Here is a 17,255-nt window from a genome sequence, read left to right as displayed (position 1 = left end):
TACAACCACCAGCGCCGGCACAGCACGATCGGGATGGTGAGTCCGGTCGACTACGAGAACGCCGCACTGACCGAGCCCGAAGCCGCATAGAGGAGTCCTCCACGATTCCGGGGGAACCACATTCGGCACCGCGATGGCCGAAGCCGGTGTCGATCTGGCGGTGATGCAAGCGCTGCTCGGCCACGCTCACGTCGATACCACAGCCCGCTATATCCATTTGACCCCGACACATGTCAAAGCAGAGTTCGATGCAGCACGCACACGACTTCGCACCCAGACCTGAGACACCGGCAGAGGTCCAGGCCGCCTACCTCGCCCATCTGCGGCGGCGTGGCCGCGGCAACCCGGCCTACACGCAGGCGGCACGCTCATTCCTCAACCGCTGGCCCACCGTCGCCGACTGGGCCGCCGAACCTCTCGACAAACGCCTGGCCGCGAACTGCTCCACCCGCCCGTTCATCACGTTTCTGATGGTCAGCGGCCGACTTGCACCCGGATACGACTACCTCGTGTACCGCAAGCTCAGCAGCATCTGGCTGGAACTGGCAGTCAGTCCACTCAACGCTGATCTTCAGCGCTTTGTCAGTACGGCAAAGGAATTGGGGTTCACCGACCGGGTGGCATCGGCGATCGCCTCACAGATCATCGCGCGGTTGCTCATCCAGACCCAGCGCCCGTTGACCGGCCTGTGCGAGGACGACCTCGCCGACCTCCTGCAGGCGTGCAGACTGCGCGAAGAACACACCGGGCGCGGCGCGAAGCACTACCGCAGTACCCTGCACAGTGCGCGGCAGATCCTGTTCCATCTGGGCATCCTCGATTCCGAGGCGCCACCGGCGACGACCGCGCACAGCCTCGAGGATCGGATGGCCGATGTGCCGGCAGCGCTGCGCCCGGCATTCGTGGGCTACCTCAACCGCAAGTACGCCACCTGTGCACCGAAAACCGTCAGCAGCATCGCGACCCGGCTCGCGCATTTCGGTCGCTTCCTGGCTGTCACCGACCCCGAGTTGACCTCGCTGGCCCACCTCGACCGCCGACGCCATGTCGAACCGTACCTGGCGTCGTTGCCCACCGCCGTCAACAGTGTCACCGGTGCACCCATCACCGTGGCCGATCGGATCAGACGCGTGCACGCGGTCGGTCATTTCCTGGCCGAGATCACCGAGTGGGGATGGGACGACGCGCCAGCGCGCAAACTGATCTTCCGTGGCGACCTGCCTCGCCCGCAACGGTTTCTGCCGCGCTACCTACCCGTAAATTCCGATCGCAGGCTTGCTGCAGCGCTGGCAGATTCGCCGTATCATCTGGCCGCGGACGCCCTGCTGTTGCAGCGGGCGTGTGGGTTGCGAATCGGGGAACTCCTCGACCTCGAACTCGACTGCATCCATGAGATCCCGGGGCAAGGGTCATGGCTGAAAGTGCCACTGGGCAAACTGGATTCCGAACGCATGGTGCCCATCGACGACGACGTCCTCACTCTCGTCGACCGCATCACCACCACCCGCACTCACGGCCGGCCGTTACGTCACCCCCGCACCGGTGCTCCAGCCGACTTCCTGTTCACCCACCACGGAAAACGTCTTTCACAGAACGCGTTACGCGCCGAACTCAACCGGGCAGCCGCGGCCGCCGGGCTCGACCACATCACCCCGCACCAACTGCGCCACACCTATGCCACCGCCCTGGTCAACGCCGGGGTTTCCCTGCAAGCGCTTATGGCGCTGCTCGGACACGTCTCCACCCAAATGAGTCTGCGCTACGCGCACCTGTTCGACTCCACCGTCCGCACCGAATACGAGCGAGCCCTCGACCTCGCCAAGAGCCAGATCGGCACACTCGCCGTCGACCGGCCTCAACTCCCGATCACCGATATCACCGGATCCGACTGGAAACATGCTCCGGCCATCAAGTCGCGCCTGGCCGGCGGCTACTGCCTGCGGGCACCCGCCCAGGGAACCTGCCCGTATGCCAACATCTGTGAACATTGTCCCAGCTTCCACACCGACGCCACCCATCTCGGAGTCCTTGCTGCGCAACGCATTGATGCTCAACAGCTCGCCGAGGATGCCGAGTCGCGTGGCTGGATCGACGAGGCGCGCCGCCACCAGCAACTCGTCACCCGCCTCGATACTCTCATCGCCAGCACCACCGAGACTGCATGAGCAGCAAAGCCCTAGTCGAGGTTGAACGAACCTGCGCCGAGCTCGCCGCCGCAGGCCAACCGATCACATTCACCGCAGTCGCTGCCCGCACCAAGATCGGTCGTGCGACCCTATACCGCAACACCGAAATACGCGCCATCATCGATGAACACCGCACTCGACAGACCGACGCCCGCACACTCACCGGCCTCGCTACCGAAGTTGCGCACCTGCGAACGATCGTCGAGAGCCTCGCCGACACCGTCGCCCAGCACGACGAACAACTGCGTCGGCAACGCCGCAAACCGGATCGACAATGAACCATCCGGCCGATCGTTGCCGCAGGCTCGACCACTATTAGCCAGTCAATGTTTCGACAACGCCGCCGCGGAGGCATTCTTTTCCTCGTTGGAGTGGGAAGTGTTGTCACGCAACGATTTCCATACTATCATGGAGGCGCAGGCCGTCGTGTTGGACTGGTGTTACGGGTTCTACAACCACCAGCGCCGGCACAGCACGATCGGGATGGTGAGTCCTGTCGACTACGAGAACGCCGCGCTGACCGAACCTGAAGCCGCATAGAGGAGTCCTCCACGATTCCGGGGGAACCACACTGATGAACACCAGCAAACAGTGCGGGGGAGCTCTTGGGCTGGCTGCACTCGGCCTGGTCGCCGGCTCCTATACCGACTACCGGCCGGCATTTCTGGCCATGGCAGCCTGCATGGGTGTCGTCGCCGCGGGAGCCGCAGTCGCCCTGAGGCCCCCGATACCACGCGCGGACGCCGCAGCGGGCACCGTGGACCGGTAGCCCGAGACCTGGAAAGGGACACCCATGCCAGCACGCGTCGACCACGATCAACGCCGCCGCACCATCATCGACGGTCTCCTCGACGTTGCTGCCCGTGACGGCCTGCACGCAGTCACCCTGCGCGCGGTCGCCGAAGCCGCCGGAGTGTCACTTCGCCTCGTGCAGTACTACTTCGACGACAAGAACGCGCTATTGCACGCGGGGCTGCACCACCTCGAGGCCATGAGCAATGAGCGCTGGGAGGAACGCATCGTCAGCCTCGGACCGACCGCGACGACACGCGAGATCCTTGAAACCTACTTCGACGAAGCACTGCCCACCGACGCCCGGAGCCGCCGGTTCCACATCGTGTTCACCGCCTACGCCACGCTGGCAATCACCGACCCATCACTGGCCCGCACCCCGTTCGTTGAGGGCCCGCGCCGCCTTCAGGCCACTGTCGCCGACCTGCTGAAGACAGCGTGCTCCGCCGGCGAAATAGACTCGGACATCAGCCCGGAGCGAGAAGCACAACGCCTCATCGCCTTCGAACACGGACTCGGCACCGGCATTCTGATCGGCCTGCACACAGTCGAGTCGGCGCACGGACTCTTCCGCTATCACCTCGACCAGCTGTTCACAATGAACACGTGACCGAGTGAACATCAGCCCTGGTTGGCCTTGGCCCTTTGGGCATCTTCGGACGCATTGGCATCTGCCGACCAGTACGGCCAGTCCGCAACCACCCTTCGTCAGGCCGCGTCAAGCGTAGTGATCGATCCGGCGGTGTAGCGAAGACTGTTGTGCTCCAGCGCGGTTCCGATTCTCGCCAACAGCTCGACACACGGCCAGAGCGGCCCTGGCACATCGGCACCACGGACTGTGGTGACGTCGAAACACGTCACCTCGGTCAAGGTGGACGACCGCCAACCGTCACCGCGCAGCCACTGCAGATCACGGCTTCGCGTGAGGGGAGCCAGCATCAGTCGGCGCGGACCGTCGTTCGTAACCGCCTGGGACACACCACCGTGCTCGGTTGGCTTCGTCCACCACAGCACGCCGTCGACGTCGACCTCGGGCATCGTCGGTCCGCCGGGAAGGCTCTCGCGAGCGCGGATCGGGGACTTGCTGAAGACGAACAGCCCAGACTCGCCTATGCCCGTCAGGCTTCGCGCGTCTCCTGCCGAAACCTCGATCGACGCGAGCGCGTCATTGACCGCTTCGGGCACCCAAACCGGCGTCAGGCTCTGCAGCACCTCGACCGCTGTGGTCGAGTGCATCAGGTTTCCGCCGAGCATGCGACAGAGGTAGTCGTTGTCGAGTTGCTGCGCTGCGACTTCGTCGAAATCGGCATCACCTGGACCCCGCCCGGCGTCGGTAAGCGCGTCCAGCTCAGCTTCGTATGCGCTGTCGCGCGCACCGACCATGTCCAGGTACGCCGTCCATTCGACAGACAGATCGCGATACGCCTGGGCCAGCTCCCGATGTATTCGCGGCAGACCGATGGACAACCACGGACGTGCGCGATTTCCCTTGCGCCTGCCGTGCGTGCGGCCTCGTCGGCCTGGTCTCGGTGTGCGGTGTTTGCTCGACATGCGGGCAACAGTAGGGCCATTGGGCACTCGGACCGTCGTTCGTATCCACAGGCCTGTCGCTTGTCCACAGCGGCCGCGCAACGTCACACAAGACGCGTGAAGCGTATGGGCTGTTCCTCAGCTCACGGCAGCGCGCAAACGGGGCAGTTGCCGCAGCGCGTTGATGCGTTCGATCTCGTAGCGTTGGCCGGCGTTGAAGACATCGCTCAATCCACGAGCGGGGTCGCCGCTCCCCTCGAGGAACACGGTTTGGCTGAAGGGCCAGTCGGAGCCGAAGACGATATGAGAACGCGGTGCGACCGCCAGCACCGACCGCATTGCAGCTTCGGACGCACTCAGCGCGGTGTCGAAGTAGAACGTGCGGATCATTTGTTGGACGTCGAGTGCCGAGGGACGCGGAACGCCGGCTGGCCAATGGGTGCCGACGGGTGTTTCGGCAAGGACACCGATGCGCCATGACAGGAATGGCAGCGTCCCGCCGGCGTGGGAGAGTTGAAACCGGATGCCGGGGTAGCGGCGCAGAGTGCCGCCGGCGAGCATCAGGGTCGCTGCGCGGGTTGTGTCGAAAGTGAACTCTTCGAGGAAGTCCGGAAGTGGGAGTGAGGGTTTGGCGTTGTCGGGGATGGCGGCGGGGTGGACGAACACGAACGCCTTTCGGCGGTTGAGTGCCGCCATGAGCGGCTCGAATCGCGGATCGCCGAGATAGACGCCGTCGTACGCGGACAACAACACCACGCCATCGAGGTGGAGGGTGTCGAGCGCGTATTCGAGTTCGGCGATCGAGGCCGCGACGTCGGGCATGGGCAGCACGGCAAATGCGCCGAAGCGGGTGCGATGGGTTCGGAAGAGTCGGGCGGCGTAGGCGTTGCAGTAGCGGGCAAGATCGCGGGCTTCCTTGCCACGCAGAAAGGACACGCCCGGGTCGGACACCGACAGTGCCTGGGATTGAATGCCCCATCGGTCCATGAAGTCGATCGCTGATTCCGGCGACCATTGTGGGGTGGGGTAGCCGCCGATGGTGAAGTGCCCATGCTCGAGCAGTGCGACACGGTACTCCGGTGGGAGGAAATGGGCGTGGAGGTCGATCCGGTAGCGCCCCGAAGGAGCAGGTGCAGCCACCGCTGGTGCAGCGCTGGTCGCAACCGCGGCTCCGGCAGCCACCGCGCCGGCACCGATGAGTAGTGATCGACGACTCACGGCGGACGGGGCCTCAATGTCACTGGGCGAGGACGGATTCGGGGTGGTGGTCATCGGCTATGGGCCTTTCGGGGAATGAACTGGTGACTACGTCGAGATCGACGATCTCGGCTGGACTCGGATATCAGGTGGGCCAGGTGTGACTCACCGGTTATCGGTGACGTCGCTGTCGGGTTGTTGTCGAGGAGCTTTGAGCGCGCATCCGAGCGCGGCGACGAACAGTACGACCGCAACCGAGATCATCGACGCCGACATACCGTCGATGAATGCGCCGCGAACCGCGGCACCGAGTTGCGCACCTGGTGGCCCGCCGAGTTGTTCCGCGGCGGCCAGACCCCCGGCGGCCGAGTCCCGGACTGCATCGGCAGCCTGGGCGGGAAGCGTGGTGAGGTCAGGCAGGTGGTTGCTGTAGTGGCTGGAGAACACCGAGCCCATGATCGCGATCCCGACAGCCGAACCGACCTCGCGCGTGGTGCAGTTCATGGCGGACGCGACGCCTTGATGGTCACGTGTGAGGGAACCGACGATGGCGCTGGTACCCGTGGAGCTGGCCACACCGATGCCGAGACCGGCCACGATCAGGCCGCCCAGAAACGGGGCGTACCCGGAGTCGACGTGCAGGCGTGAAATCCAGAGCAGGCCCACCGCAATGAGCGCCAGCCCGGCGGCCATCACATACTTCAGGCCCACCCACGACACCAGGCGCGGAGTGACTGTGGCAGTCGGCATCACCACTGCTGCCACGGGGATCAATGCGATCGCCGCCAGCAGCGGGCTGTAGTCGAGGATGAGTTGCAGGTACTGCAACCCCACGAAGAAGAACCCGAAGATTGCCATGAACTGGGTCAGCACCACGATCGCGCCCGCTCGGAATCCGGAGAGCCCGAACAACTGGGGGTCGAGCAGAGGGTGTTGGGTGCGCGTTCCTTGGACGGCGTAGACGACGAAACCGAGAACGCAGACTCCCGCACAGATGAGGACAGGGAGAGTCGTCCAGCCGCGGTCGTTGCCTTCGATGATCGCGAAGACCAGCGTGCCGATTGCGATAGATGTTGCGAGCGCACCGATCACATCGAATCTCTGCGGGTCGCGATCACGGGTGTTCGGCGCCAGGGCTGCGGCGGCGACCGCGGCCACCACGCCGACGACGGCGCTCGTGATGAAGATCGATTCCCATCCCCAGCGTTCGAGCAGACTTCCGGCGACGAGCATGCCGATGATCGCTCCGGCCGCAGCGAATCCCGACCAGATCGCCACGCCTCTGCTGCGCTGCTCGGGTGGGAAGGTCGCAGTGATCGTCGACAATGTGCCGGGCATGATCATCGCTGCGCCCACGCCCATCACGACTCGTGCAGCGATGAGGGTGCTCGTTGTGTCGGCGTAAGCGGCTGCCAGCGAAGCGCCACCGAACACGATCGCCCCGACGATGAGCACTGATCGCCTGCCGATCCGGTCGCCGACGGCTCCGAGTGGGAGAACCAGGGCCGCGAGCGCAACGGTGTAGCCGTCGGCGATCCAGGTCAGTGCTGTGTTGTCCGCCCCGAGACTGATCGCCAGGTCGGGGAGCGCGAGGTTGAGCGCGGACACCGAGGCGACGACAAGGATGAGCGCCAGGCACATGGCGACGAGCACTCCACGGTGTCCCCACCGGCCCGTCGGCAGATCGGCACCGGGGGAGAAGGACGTCTCAGACATCGGCCGTCGCGTCATCGTCGACCGCAGGGGTCTGCGATTGATCATGGGCAAGCAGATCCAGCGCGATGTCGACGAGCATGTCTTCCTGACCACCGACCATGCCGCGGCGGCCCGCTTCCACCAGCACGCTGCGTGCGTCGATGTCGTAGCGTTCGGCGATGGTCTCGGCGTGGCGCAAGAAGCTGGAATACACCCCCGCGTAGCCCAGGGTCAGGGTTTCGCGATCGACGCGTACGGGACGATCCTGCAATGGACGGACGATGTCGTCGGCGGCGTCCTCGAGCGCATCGAGATCGCAGGGGTGGTCGATACCGAGACGCGAGGCGGCTGCCACGAACACCTCCAGCGGGGCGTTACCTGCGCCGGCGCCCATACCGGCCAGCGACGCGTCGACACGGGTCGCGCCATGTTCGACCGCCACCAGCGAGTTGGCCACACCCAGTGAGAGGTTGTGGTGGGCGTGGATGCCGATCTCGGTGTCGCCGTGCAGAACTCCGCGCAAGGCGTCGCAGCGCTCGGCGATGTCTCGCATGGTCATCGCACCGCCCGAATCGACGACGTACACGCAGGTCGCGCCGTAGGACTCCATCAAGACCGCTTGACGGGCCAACTCCTGAGGGGTGGCCATATGACTCATCATCAGAAGCCGACGGTGTCCATGTCGAGTTCGCGGGCAGCCGCGATGTGTTGGGCGGAGATGTCCGCTTCGGTGCAGTGTGTCGCTACACGCACTGTCCGGGCGCCGGCGCGGTAAGCGTCTTTGAGGTGGTGCACGGTGCCGCTCCCGGGTAGCAGCAGCGTCGCCACGGTGGCGTGCTCGACCGCGCCGGCCACGGCTTCGATCCATTCCAGATCGGTGTGGGCGCCGAAGCCGTAGATACAGCTCGAACCGGCAAGTCCATCGCCGTGCGCGACCTCGATCGAATTCACTCCCGCTGTGTCGAGTGCAGTCGCGATGGCAACCGCTTGCTCGGTCGTGTACTGGTGCCGGATCGCGTGCATTCCGTCTCGCAGCGTGACATCGCTGACGTACACCGTGGTCATGATGTGACTCCTGTGGCCTGGGTGGCGTGAACGGCGATGCGCGCAGCGGTGGCTTTGGCGGCCGAGGTCATGGTGTCGAGATTGCCGGCGTAGGCCGGCAAATAGTGTGCTGCGCCGGTCACTTCGAGCATCGTGGTGACCCGTGTACCGCTGAACTTGCCGGTCTCGGGGATGTGGAGCGGGTTGTCCGCGCTGAACGTCTCGAACTGCACGCGTTGCTTGAGTCGGTAGCCGGGCACATAGCCGTTGACCCGTTCGACCATCTCGGTGATCGACGCTTCGATGGCCGAGTGGTCGGTGTCGCCGTCGACCAGGCAGTACACGGTGTTGCGCATGAGGATAGGCGGGTCGGCCGGGTTGAGGATCATCACTGCCTTGCCGCGCTGCGCGCCCCCGACGTCGCGCAGCGCGGTGGCGGTGGTCTCGGTGAACTCATCGATGTTCGCGCGCGTTCCCGGCCCTGCCGATTTGGAAGAGATCGAGGAGATGATCTCGGCGTACGACACCGGAGCGACTGTGCCGACGGCGGCGACGATCGGGACGGTCGCCTGCCCGCCACAGGTCACCATGTTCAGGTTCGGCGCATCCAAGTGCTCATCGAGATTGACCACCGGCACGCAGAACGGACCGATCGACGCCGGCGTGAGGTCGAGCACCCGGACCTTGGTGGCCTCGAGTGTGCGCCAGTTGGCGCGGTGCGCACCGGCAGAGGTGGCGTCGAAAACCATCTGTACATCCGGGAATTCGTCCATGGCGAGCAGCCCGTCGATCCCCTCGGCGGTGGTGGCGACGCCCAAGCGCTCGGCACGCGCCAAGCCGTCGGAGTTCGGGTCGATCCCCACCATGGCGACCACCTCGAGGGGGCCGTCGCTGCGGAGGATCTTGATCATCAGATCGGTGCCGATGTTTCCCGAGCCGATGATGGCAACCGGGTAGCGCTGTGTTCTGGTCATCGGTGGCTCTTTCAGGTGAAGTCGATGGAGACGCGGCCCAGGCCGGACAAGTCTGCGGACGCTGTGTCACCGGCGTGGACGAACACGGCCGCGGTGATCGATCCGGACATGACGAACTCCCCGGCCTGCAGTCCGGTGTCGAACACGGCCAGGGCGTTCACCAGCCACGCCACTGCTTCGGCCGGGTGACCGAGAACCGCGGTGGCGACCCCCTGGTCGACCTGTTCATCATTGAGGTGCAGGGATGCGGTGATGTCGTCGAGGTCGGGTGCGTCGTTGATCGGCAGCCAGGGGCCGAGGACCACTGCGGCGGAACTGGCATTGTCGGCGACTGTGTCGCACAGGGTGATTCGCCATTCGGCGATCCGGCTGTCCACGATCTCGAGGGCAGCGGCGACCGCATCGGTCGCGTCGAGGACATCGGCGACGCTGACATCTGGCCCGCGCAGCGGACGGTTGAGCCGGAATGCGATCTCTGGCTCGACCCGTGGCGCGCACAGCGATGACAGCGGAATGGAGCCACCATCGGGGTGCACCATGGTGTCGAGGATGAATCCGTAGTCGGGTTCGTCGACTCCGAGCAACTGCTGCATCGGCGCGGACGTCAGACCGATCTTGCGGCCGACGAGTCGAGCGCCCTCGCCGAGCAGGCGAGTGAGATTGCGCTGTTGGATCGCATAGGCGCCGGCCACGTCGAGGTCGGGGATGCTGTCGCTCAACGGAGGGATCGGTGCACTGTCGACCAACGCGCTGTGCAACCTGTCCGCCCAGGTATCCAAGTCGGCGGTGGGTAGGGGAGAGCTCATGAGTCCTCGTCTCGGGTTGATTCGGCGAGCCGGAGAGCGGCATCGATGACCATGCGTCCGTGGAGATCGAACAGGGCAAGCAGATCCACTGAGTCACCGCCGATCTCCTTGGCGATGAAGAGACCGTCCGCGCCGGCCATGGCGTAGGTGGCGAGTTGATCGAGGGCCGCGGCATCGAGGTCCGGCGACATGTCCATCGCTGCTTCACGCAATTGGATCTGCGCTTGCGCACGCACCTGGAGATACATCTCGCGGGCGCGCGGTTCGACCGGTCGGCGTTCCAACGCGAGCATCAGCCCGAGCCGCAGAAAATCGGGTGACTCCAGCAGCGCCTTGGCCACCTGCATCGTCATCTCGGCGACCCGGTCACGGGGCGTCCCGTCGTCCGGCATGCTCCACGCCGACAACCATTGACCGAAACTGCGCTCGATCACGGCTGCAATGAGGTCGTCCTTGTCGGCGAAGTGCCAGTAAATCGAACTCGCGGGCAGCCCACACCGCTTGCTGACCAGGTTGATACTCGTTCCCTCGTATCCGCGTTCACTGGCGATTTCGGTTGCCGCATCGAGGATCTTGGCCCTCGACGCCTCGCCGTTGGCGCGGCGTCGCCGGGATGTGTCTGCCATTGGTCCACCCTTCTGGAATCGGACGAGAGCATCCACCGATTAATGGAGTGGTCACTACGGTAAGTGCTTGACGGCTCGAGGTCAAGGACTTACCGTAGTGATCACTACAGATCGTTTATCTGGCATCTCGCCCTGGCAGCGAGGTCTGGTTCGAGGAGATTTCTGTGTCCGACACTCCGCACTATGACGTCGCGATCATCGGCTATGGACCCACCGGGGTCACGGCGGCCAACCTCCTTGGTCAGCAAGGACTGAATGTGGTTGTTCTCGAACGTGATCCGGATATCTACGGTCGTGCCCGCGCGATATCGACAGACGAAGAGGTCATGCGTATCTGGCAGCAGGCCGGCCTGGCCGATCGCTTGCAGCAGGACATGCTTCCCGGCTGTGTCGTTGCTTTCGTCGACTCCGAGGGCAGGCCGTTCACGGAGGTCCAGCCGACGTCGCGAGGCGCCGGCCACCCGCCCCAGCAGTTCATCTACCAACCCGCCGTCGACAAGACCTTGCGGGCCGGGGTGGAGCGGTTTCCCAATGTCACCGTGCTGACCCGGCACGAGAGTCTCAAGGTGCTCACCGGCACCGAGCACGCCGAGATCCTGGCGGCCGATCTGGCCGACGACAGTTTCGTCCGGATCCACGCGTCGTACGTCATCGCCGCTGACGGCGGATCCTCGGCAACTCGGGGGCAACTGGGGATCGGATACCAGGGCAAGACGTACACCGAACGCTGGGTCGTCATCGACACGAAGGTGCTCTGCGATTGGGACGGCAGCTCACGACTGCGTTTTCACTGCGACCCGGCACGTCCCACAGTGGACTGTCCGACGCCGCTCGGTCATCACCGTTGGGAGTTCCCGGTCCGCGATGGCGAAGACGAGAACCACCTCGTCACCCACCAAGCCATCTGGTCCATCCTGCACAGCCAGGGAATCACCGAGGACAACGTCGAGATCCTGCGCGCGGTGGTGTACAGCCATCACGTGCGAGTGGCGGATCGTTGGCGAGTCGGCCGGGTGTTCCTCGCCGGCGACGCGGCGCACGCGATGCCTCCGTGGATCGGGCAGGGGATGGCGTCAGGTGTCCGCGACGCCGCCAACCTGTGCTGGAAACTCGCTGCGGTCATCGACGGAAGCCTCCCGGAGTCCGCGCTCGACAGCTACCAGCCCGAACGAGAACCTCACGTGCGCGAGACCACTGCACACGCTGTATTCGCCGGCAAGGTGATCACAGAACGTCGCCCCTGGGCGGCGATGTTGCGCAATCACGCATTTCGGATGGTCTCGAGGTTCTCCCCGTTCCCACGGTGGATGGTGGACACCAAGTGGATCCCGGATGCCCACTATGCCGATGGACTGTTCAGCGACCAGGCCCACCCGGCACGCGGATGGCAGATTCCACAGCCGTGGGTGCTCGACGAGCACGGATCACGCGTGCGCCTCGACCACGTGCTGACCGGTCGCTGGCGAGTACTCAGTCTCGACGGTCGCCACCACCCTGCGTGGCGCACCTGTGGCGTGGAACAGATCAGAGTGCTGCCGTCGGTGTCGGCTCCGGAACCGGGCGCCATCGTCGACACCGACGGCGCACTCCGCAGATGGTTCGGCAAGCACCACGCATCGACAGTGGTTCTCCGCCCCGACGGCTTCGTCTATGACGCCGCCGATACCGGACAAACCCTCCCAGCACCGCCCGCAGGATTGCGTGCGGCGACCGTTACCTCACGATGAAGGAAATGCCGATGTTGGCCTCCGACAGCACCTCTCACACCATCACAGTCAACGGCGACACCCAGATCTGCTACACGGAGATCGGCGCCGGAACGCCGGTCGTCCTCCTGCACGGCGGCGGACCAGGCGCCTCGGGCATGTCGAACTACGTTCGCAACATCGACGCCCTGGCCACCCGTTTCCGCGTGATCGTGCCCGACCTGCCCGGCTACGGGCGCAGCAGCAAGAATCTCGATCAGACCGATCCGTTCGGCGCCCTCGCCGACGCAATCCGTGCGCTGCTCGATCACCTCGGACTCGATACCGCCCATCTGGTGGGCAACTCCTACGGCGGCGCCTGCGCGTTGCGGCTGGCCCTGGACACACCGCACCGCGTCGACCGGATGGTCTTGATGGGACCAGGCGGAATCGGCACCACACGCGGCGCCCCCACCAAGGGGCTCAACGCGCTTCTCGGCTACTACACCGGCTCGGGACCCAGTCGTGACAAGCTCGAGGACTTCATCCGCACATACCTGGTCTACGACGCAGAGGCTGTCCCGGAGGCGGCGATCGAGGAGCGCTACCGCTCGTCGATCGACCCGGACATCGTCGCGAACCCGCCCTTGCGGCGACCATCTGGCCTCGGCGCGCTGAAGACCCTGTGGCGCATGGACTTCACCCGCGATCCACGCTTGCGCGCGCTCACAACCCGCACCCTGGTCATCTGGGGCCAGAACGACAAGGTCAATCGTCCGGCGGGTGGTCAGATGCTGGTCGACCTGATGCCCAACGCCGATCTGATGATGCCGGCACGGACCGGCCACTGGGTTCAGTGGGAACGAGCCGACCTCTTCAACCGCGTCGTCGCAGACTTCCTCGACGGCACGTACGCATGAAGGATCCGGCGATGAACACCTCCATCACCGACGCGCCCTCGGTGTTCGGCAACGTGCACCTGGGGTACATCGTCATCGAAAGCCTACGATTCAGCGAGTGGAGACGATTCGGAAAAGACGCCATCGGAATGCATCTCGACGAAGTGTCACCAGAGGTGATCCGGTTCCGCCTCGACGACCACCAAGCGCGATTCATCGTCGTGCGCGGCCCCGCAGAGGACGTCGTGGCCCTGGGTTGGGAACTCGACGACCACGAGTCGTTCGATCAGATCGTCGGCAGAGTGACCAATCGCGGCGTACCCACAGTGGCCGGCACCGACGACGATGCCGCCATCCGCGGGGTGGAACGGCTGATCCGCTTTCCCGGCCCCAACCGCTTGGCCCAGGAGATCTTCACTCGCGCACACCTGACCGATGAACCACTCGCGATGACCAACCGCGGTGGATTCGTCACCGGCACAGCCGGAATGGGCCATGTGGCGATCACTTCGAGTAAGCCTCACCAGATGCGCGGCTACTACAACACCGTGTTCGACGCCCGCCTCACCGACTACATCGACGAGACGATCAGCGGAGCCAAGCTCAAGATCCGGTTCCTGCGCGTCAACGAACGCCATCACTCGATCGCCATCGCCAATGTTCGCACGCTGCCGATCAATCCGATCCGCACCCGGGTACAGCACCTCAACATCGAAGTCGCCTCGCTCGACGACATGACCCAGGCCTACCAGCGAGTCAAGCAGTTGGGTTTCGGCATGGCGTTGTCGGTCGGGCAGCACACCAACGACAAGGAGCTGTCCTTCTATGCTCAGACACCGTCAGGCTTCGAGTGGGAGGTCGGGTGGAACCCGCTCACCGTCGACGAGAAGACCTGGGAACCAAGCACTCACCGCGGTATCAGTATCTGGGGACACACGCCTGAGGGGCAGACCATCGTCGACAAGCTCGATCAGTTCCGCCATGGGGTGCTCTCGCTGCGACATGTAGAGGATTCCGTGCCTGCGCTCGCAGGTGTGGGCATCCCGGACAACTGACGCACCGACCACAGACTGAGTAACCATCATGTTTCGCATAGACACCCACCATCACCTCATACCGCCGTCATACCGGGCAGCCTTGGCGGCGGCGGGAATCGACGCCGCCGGAGGACGCGACCTGCCGGACTGGAGTCCGGACACATCAATCGAGACGATGGACGCGTTGGCCGTGCACACCGCCATCCTGTCGGTGTCCACCCCGGGGACGACTTTCCTCGACGACGCAGCGGCCGCCGTGCGTCTTGCGAGTGAACTCAACGACTATTGCGCAGACCTTATCCAGGACAGGCCACAGCGATTCGGCTTCTTCGCAACACTTCCCACCCCTCGCGCAGAACTCGCGACCGCGGAAGCAATCCGTGCGCTCGACGACTTGCGCGCCGATGGCGTGGTACTCCTGGCCAACTCGGCCGGCCGATACCTGGGGGAGCCCGGCCTCGAGCCGTTGTGGTCCGAACTCAACGCTCGCAAAGCCGTCGCTTTCATTCATCCGGCCGAGCTACCGGGCACGGCGGTCTCCGGGGTCCCGCCGTTCGCCGCGGACTTCCTCCTGGACACCACTCGCGCCGCATACCTGCTCGTGCGCAACAAGATCCGGGAGCAGTATCCCGATATCCGTTTCCTCCTCAGCCACGGCGGCGGATTCGTACCGTACGCCGCCCATCGAATGGCCATTGCCATCGCAGGCGACACAGGTCGCAGCATTCTCGACGCCCTCGACGAATTCCGCACCTTCTACTTCGACCTCGCACTGACCGCCAGTACCACATCGTTGCCAAGCCTTCTCGCGTTCGCTCAGCCCGGGCACATCACCTTCGGCTCCGACTGGCCGTTTGCCCCACTGACCGCTGGTTCCTACTTCGCTGCCAACCTGGAGAACTACGCGGACCTCAGCACGCAACAGCGTGACGCCATCGGATGGTCCAACGCTGCACAATTGTTCCCACGATTCGACACCGGAACCGGTCCAGCGGCGACACTGCACAGCGTTCGGGGTGCGGCGCGCCGAAAGGTGATGCGCGTGGTCAGCAAAGCGCTGCAGCCGTAAAGGCGAACGGAAGGGCTCGTCGGCATGGGCGGGATTGCCTTGCCGCTACACGCACCTACATCACTGCGGCGCAATCGATCGTGCGGCCGATCTCGGTGCGGGTGGCGACGGTCAGGGCGGAGCGCTCCAGGTAGTAGATCGCTCGAACGAGGTCGGCAGCAGTGTAGCATCTGGTGCTACACTGGCTTCGTGACCGAACCCATCAGCCAGCGCGAGTTGCGCAACGACAGCGGACGCATCATGCGCGAACTCGACGAGGGCCGCAGCTTTGTCATCAGTCGCAACGGTCGCCCGATCGGGGAACTGAGGCCACTGCGTCGCGAACGGCTCGTCGACACCCGCGTCGCGCTGGCGGGCTTCACCGCCGCACCAGCAATCGACTTCGACACGTTCCGTCGCGACGTCGACGCGACGCTCGACCAGGAACCCGAACCGCGTGCCTGAGGACGAGGCGGCGGGCCTGCTCGACACCTCGGTCATCATCGACCTCAATTCGATTAACGCATCGGTGTTGCCCGCAAAGATCGCGATCAGCACCGTCTCCCTCGCGGAGATCGCCGCCGGACCGGCGGCGACCGATGATGTTGCCGAACGAGCCCGCCGGCAAGATCGACTCCAGCGAGTGGAAGCCACGTTCGAACCAATACCGTTCGACGGCGAAGCCGCCCGCGCGTACGGGCGCATCTACGCAGCCGTCGTGGCCGTCGGCCGAAAACCCCGCCGCCGGCTCGCAGACCTCCAAATCGCTGCAACAGCACTGGCCAACGATATGACCTTGATTACGCGCAACCCCGACGACTTTGTCGGGCTGGATGATCTGATCCGAGTTGTCGCAGTGTAGACACTCACAACGAATGTGAACGAGCAAGGGGAGTGCTGGACTCAGTCGCGGCAGGTGTTGCAGCGGGTTGCGATGCCCTATCGCGCTGCTAGGCGGTAAAGAAGGCGTCCCGGCGGTACAGCCGCAATCCGTCGATCCAATCGTTTGTCTACAATTCGTCTACACTGATGAGATGGCTGCCGAAACCACAACCGTCCGAGTACGTCGACCAGATTCCGAACGCCTCCAATCACTGGCCAAAGCCCGCCAGACCGCCGTCGTCGACATTGTTCACGCGGCTATCGACGCCCTCGAGCGACAGGAGTTCCTTCGCGGACTCAACGGCGATTACCAACGCCTGCGCAGCAATCCCGAACTTTGGAAGCAGTATCTAGACGAACGCCACGAATGGGACCACCTGGCGTGATCTGGCGAGGCGAGGTCCACCTCGTCGATCTCGGCCAGCCGGTCGGCCACGAACCGGCCTTCCGCCGCCCAGCGGTGGTGGTGTCAGTAGACATTCTCAACAACGGACCGGGCGGCCTGATGGTCGTCGTTCCGATCACCACCGTGGGGTACGGTCTGCGCAGCCACGTGGAACTCGATCCAGACAGCAGCGGGCTCGAACACACCTCCTACGCACGCTGCGATCAATTGCGAGTCGTATCCGTTGCACGATTGTCGTCTCAGCTGACCATCCTCAGCCCAGAACAAATGCAAGCGATTGATCAAACGCTACGATTCGTCCTCGACCTGTGAGACGCCAAGCCAGGCCTAGGAGACTGCTGAATAATTGGGGGTGGATTCCGGCGCGGGAATGCGCTGGTTTTGGCCGCCGTGCTGGGATCCTGAGGTTATGCAGGGTGAGTCGGATCGCCAGGGTGAGTTTCTGGAT

At 64.5% G+C, this 17,255-nt stretch carries 18 protein-coding genes and 3 pseudogenes; 14 read left to right on the top strand and 7 right to left on the bottom strand.

Going from position 1 to position 17,255, the window contains the following annotated elements:
- Positions 1 to 130: 130 nt before the first annotated feature.
- From L1892_RS24770 to L1892_RS23945, 6 genes and pseudogenes are all read left to right on the top strand, one after another.
- Positions 131 to 283, top strand: a pseudogene (locus tag L1892_RS24770) (tyrosine-type recombinase/integrase); the annotation flags it as partial.
- The gene (locus tag L1892_RS23965; protein ID WP_235726273.1) at positions 249 to 2,165 is read left to right on the top strand and encodes a tyrosine-type recombinase/integrase; all 1,917 of its coding nucleotides are present in this window, start codon (positions 249 to 251) and stop codon (positions 2,163 to 2,165) included. The pseudogene L1892_RS24770 and the gene L1892_RS23965, both read left to right, overlap by 35 nt.
- Entirely contained in the window at positions 2,162 to 2,464 is a 303-nt protein-coding gene (locus tag L1892_RS23960) for a DUF6262 family protein (RefSeq protein WP_235726272.1), read from the top strand. The genes L1892_RS23965 and L1892_RS23960 overlap by 4 nt, the downstream gene beginning before the upstream one ends.
- Positions 2,465 to 2,513: 49 nt before the next feature.
- Positions 2,514 to 2,726: pseudogene (locus tag L1892_RS23955) on the top strand (IS3 family transposase); the annotation flags it as partial.
- Positions 2,727 to 2,760: 34 nt separating this feature from the next.
- On the top strand, positions 2,761 to 2,955 hold the full coding sequence (locus tag L1892_RS23950) for a hypothetical protein (protein ID WP_235726271.1): 195 nt from the start codon (positions 2,761 to 2,763) through the stop codon (positions 2,953 to 2,955).
- 24 nt (positions 2,956 to 2,979) lie between these two features.
- Complete coding sequence (locus L1892_RS23945; protein ID WP_235726270.1) at positions 2,980 to 3,588, top strand: TetR/AcrR family transcriptional regulator; 609 nt, start codon at positions 2,980 to 2,982, stop codon at positions 3,586 to 3,588.
- Between the two features lie 98 nt (positions 3,589 to 3,686).
- On the opposite strand, the gene L1892_RS23940 is transcribed toward L1892_RS23945, so the two are convergent.
- From L1892_RS23940 to L1892_RS23910, 7 genes and pseudogenes are all read right to left on the bottom strand, one after another.
- On the bottom strand, positions 3,687 to 4,529 hold the full coding sequence (locus L1892_RS23940) for a hypothetical protein (protein ID WP_235726269.1): 843 nt from the start codon (positions 4,527 to 4,529) through the stop codon (positions 3,687 to 3,689).
- A 117-nt stretch (positions 4,530 to 4,646) separates the two neighbouring features.
- Positions 4,647 to 5,780, bottom strand: a complete 1,134-nt coding sequence (locus L1892_RS23935; protein WP_235726268.1) for an amidohydrolase family protein — start codon at positions 5,778 to 5,780, stop codon at positions 4,647 to 4,649.
- A gap of 90 nt (positions 5,781 to 5,870) precedes the next feature.
- Positions 5,871 to 7,421, bottom strand: coding sequence for an MFS transporter (locus L1892_RS23930; protein ID WP_235726267.1), 1,551 nt, complete (start codon positions 7,419 to 7,421; stop codon positions 5,871 to 5,873).
- Positions 7,414 to 8,465 (bottom strand): annotated as a pseudogene (gene dmpG, locus L1892_RS23925) (4-hydroxy-2-oxovalerate aldolase). The gene L1892_RS23930 and the pseudogene dmpG overlap by 8 nt, the downstream one beginning before the upstream one ends.
- Positions 8,462 to 9,418 (bottom strand): acetaldehyde dehydrogenase (acetylating), encoded by a 957-nt coding sequence (locus tag L1892_RS23920; protein WP_235726266.1) that lies wholly within the window; start codon positions 9,416 to 9,418, stop codon positions 8,462 to 8,464. The pseudogene dmpG and the gene L1892_RS23920 overlap by 4 nt, the downstream one beginning before the upstream one ends.
- Positions 9,419 to 9,429: 11 nt before the next feature.
- Positions 9,430 to 10,224 carry a 2-keto-4-pentenoate hydratase gene (locus L1892_RS23915; RefSeq protein ID WP_235726265.1) on the bottom strand — a complete coding sequence of 265 codons (795 nt, stop codon included), beginning with the start codon at positions 10,222 to 10,224 and terminating at the stop codon, positions 9,430 to 9,432.
- A complete protein-coding gene (locus L1892_RS23910; RefSeq protein ID WP_235726264.1) occupies positions 10,221 to 10,850 on the bottom strand; it encodes a TetR/AcrR family transcriptional regulator in 630 nt (209 codons plus the stop codon). Before L1892_RS23910 ends, L1892_RS23915 begins: the two co-directional genes overlap by 4 nt.
- 164 nt (positions 10,851 to 11,014) lie before the next feature.
- Between L1892_RS23910 and L1892_RS23905 the strand changes: the two genes are divergently transcribed.
- The 8 genes from L1892_RS23905 to L1892_RS23870 all read left to right on the top strand — a co-directional run bounded on the left by L1892_RS23905 (position 11,015) and on the right by L1892_RS23870 (position 17,119).
- The gene (locus tag L1892_RS23905) at positions 11,015 to 12,577 is read left to right on the top strand and encodes a bifunctional 3-(3-hydroxy-phenyl)propionate/3-hydroxycinnamic acid hydroxylase (protein ID WP_235726263.1); all 1,563 of its coding nucleotides are present in this window, start codon (positions 11,015 to 11,017) and stop codon (positions 12,575 to 12,577) included.
- Between the two features lie 11 nt (positions 12,578 to 12,588).
- Entirely contained in the window at positions 12,589 to 13,455 is an 867-nt protein-coding gene (locus tag L1892_RS23900) for an alpha/beta fold hydrolase (protein WP_235726262.1), read from the top strand.
- Between the two features lie 11 nt (positions 13,456 to 13,466).
- Positions 13,467 to 14,489, top strand: coding sequence for a VOC family protein (locus L1892_RS23895; protein WP_235726261.1), 1,023 nt, complete (start codon positions 13,467 to 13,469; stop codon positions 14,487 to 14,489).
- 28 nt (positions 14,490 to 14,517) lie between these two features.
- On the top strand, positions 14,518 to 15,540 hold the full coding sequence (locus L1892_RS23890; RefSeq protein ID WP_235726260.1) for an amidohydrolase family protein: 1,023 nt from the start codon (positions 14,518 to 14,520) through the stop codon (positions 15,538 to 15,540).
- A gap of 189 nt (positions 15,541 to 15,729) precedes the next feature.
- Positions 15,730 to 15,984, top strand: a complete 255-nt coding sequence (locus L1892_RS23885; RefSeq protein ID WP_235726259.1) for a type II toxin-antitoxin system Phd/YefM family antitoxin — start codon at positions 15,730 to 15,732, stop codon at positions 15,982 to 15,984.
- Positions 15,977 to 16,381 carry a type II toxin-antitoxin system VapC family toxin gene (locus L1892_RS23880; protein ID WP_235726258.1) on the top strand — a complete coding sequence of 135 codons (405 nt, stop codon included), beginning with the start codon at positions 15,977 to 15,979 and terminating at the stop codon, positions 16,379 to 16,381. Before L1892_RS23885 ends, L1892_RS23880 begins: the two co-directional genes overlap by 8 nt.
- 172 nt (positions 16,382 to 16,553) lie before the next feature.
- Positions 16,554 to 16,787, top strand: a complete 234-nt coding sequence (locus L1892_RS23875) for a hypothetical protein (protein WP_235726257.1) — start codon at positions 16,554 to 16,556, stop codon at positions 16,785 to 16,787.
- Complete coding sequence (locus L1892_RS23870) at positions 16,784 to 17,119, top strand: type II toxin-antitoxin system PemK/MazF family toxin (protein WP_235726256.1); 336 nt, start codon at positions 16,784 to 16,786, stop codon at positions 17,117 to 17,119. The genes L1892_RS23875 and L1892_RS23870 overlap by 4 nt, the downstream gene beginning before the upstream one ends.
- Positions 17,120 to 17,255: the final 136 nt, after the last annotated feature.

The sequence above is a fragment of the Gordonia tangerina genome (genome assembly GCF_021556435.1).
GTDB lineage: Bacteria > Actinomycetota > Actinomycetes > Mycobacteriales > Mycobacteriaceae > Gordonia > Gordonia tangerina.
The sequence above is the reverse complement of the archived record's forward strand: the minus strand, read 5'-3'. Positions and strand labels throughout refer to the sequence as shown.

Excerpts from the sequence above, each read along its gene's own strand:
- L1892_RS23935 (WP_235726268.1), bottom strand. The coding sequence starts at position 5,780 with ATGACCACCACCCCGAATCCGTCCTCGCCCAGTGACATTGAGGCCCCG.
- L1892_RS23950 (WP_235726271.1), top strand. The coding sequence starts at position 2,761 with ATGAACACCAGCAAACAGTGCGGGGGAGCTCTTGGGCTGGCTGCACTC.
- L1892_RS23940 (WP_235726269.1), bottom strand. The coding sequence starts at position 4,529 with ATGTCGAGCAAACACCGCACACCGAGACCAGGCCGACGAGGCCGCACG.
- L1892_RS23875 (WP_235726257.1), top strand. The coding sequence starts at position 16,554 with ATGGCTGCCGAAACCACAACCGTCCGAGTACGTCGACCAGATTCCGAA.
- L1892_RS23895 (WP_235726261.1), top strand. The coding sequence starts at position 13,467 with ATGAACACCTCCATCACCGACGCGCCCTCGGTGTTCGGCAACGTGCAC.
- L1892_RS23945 (WP_235726270.1), top strand. The coding sequence starts at position 2,980 with ATGCCAGCACGCGTCGACCACGATCAACGCCGCCGCACCATCATCGAC.
- L1892_RS23930 (WP_235726267.1), bottom strand. The coding sequence starts at position 7,421 with ATGTCTGAGACGTCCTTCTCCCCCGGTGCCGATCTGCCGACGGGCCGG.
- L1892_RS23960 (WP_235726272.1), top strand. The coding sequence starts at position 2,162 with ATGAGCAGCAAAGCCCTAGTCGAGGTTGAACGAACCTGCGCCGAGCTC.
- L1892_RS23900 (WP_235726262.1), top strand. The coding sequence starts at position 12,589 with ATGTTGGCCTCCGACAGCACCTCTCACACCATCACAGTCAACGGCGAC.
- L1892_RS23920 (WP_235726266.1), bottom strand. The coding sequence starts at position 9,418 with ATGACCAGAACACAGCGCTACCCGGTTGCCATCATCGGCTCGGGAAAC.
- L1892_RS23965 (WP_235726273.1), top strand. The coding sequence starts at position 249 with ATGCAGCACGCACACGACTTCGCACCCAGACCTGAGACACCGGCAGAG.
- L1892_RS23890 (WP_235726260.1), top strand. The coding sequence starts at position 14,518 with ATGTTTCGCATAGACACCCACCATCACCTCATACCGCCGTCATACCGG.
- L1892_RS23910 (WP_235726264.1), bottom strand. The coding sequence starts at position 10,850 with ATGGCAGACACATCCCGGCGACGCCGCGCCAACGGCGAGGCGTCGAGG.
- L1892_RS23915 (WP_235726265.1), bottom strand. The coding sequence starts at position 10,224 with ATGAGCTCTCCCCTACCCACCGCCGACTTGGATACCTGGGCGGACAGG.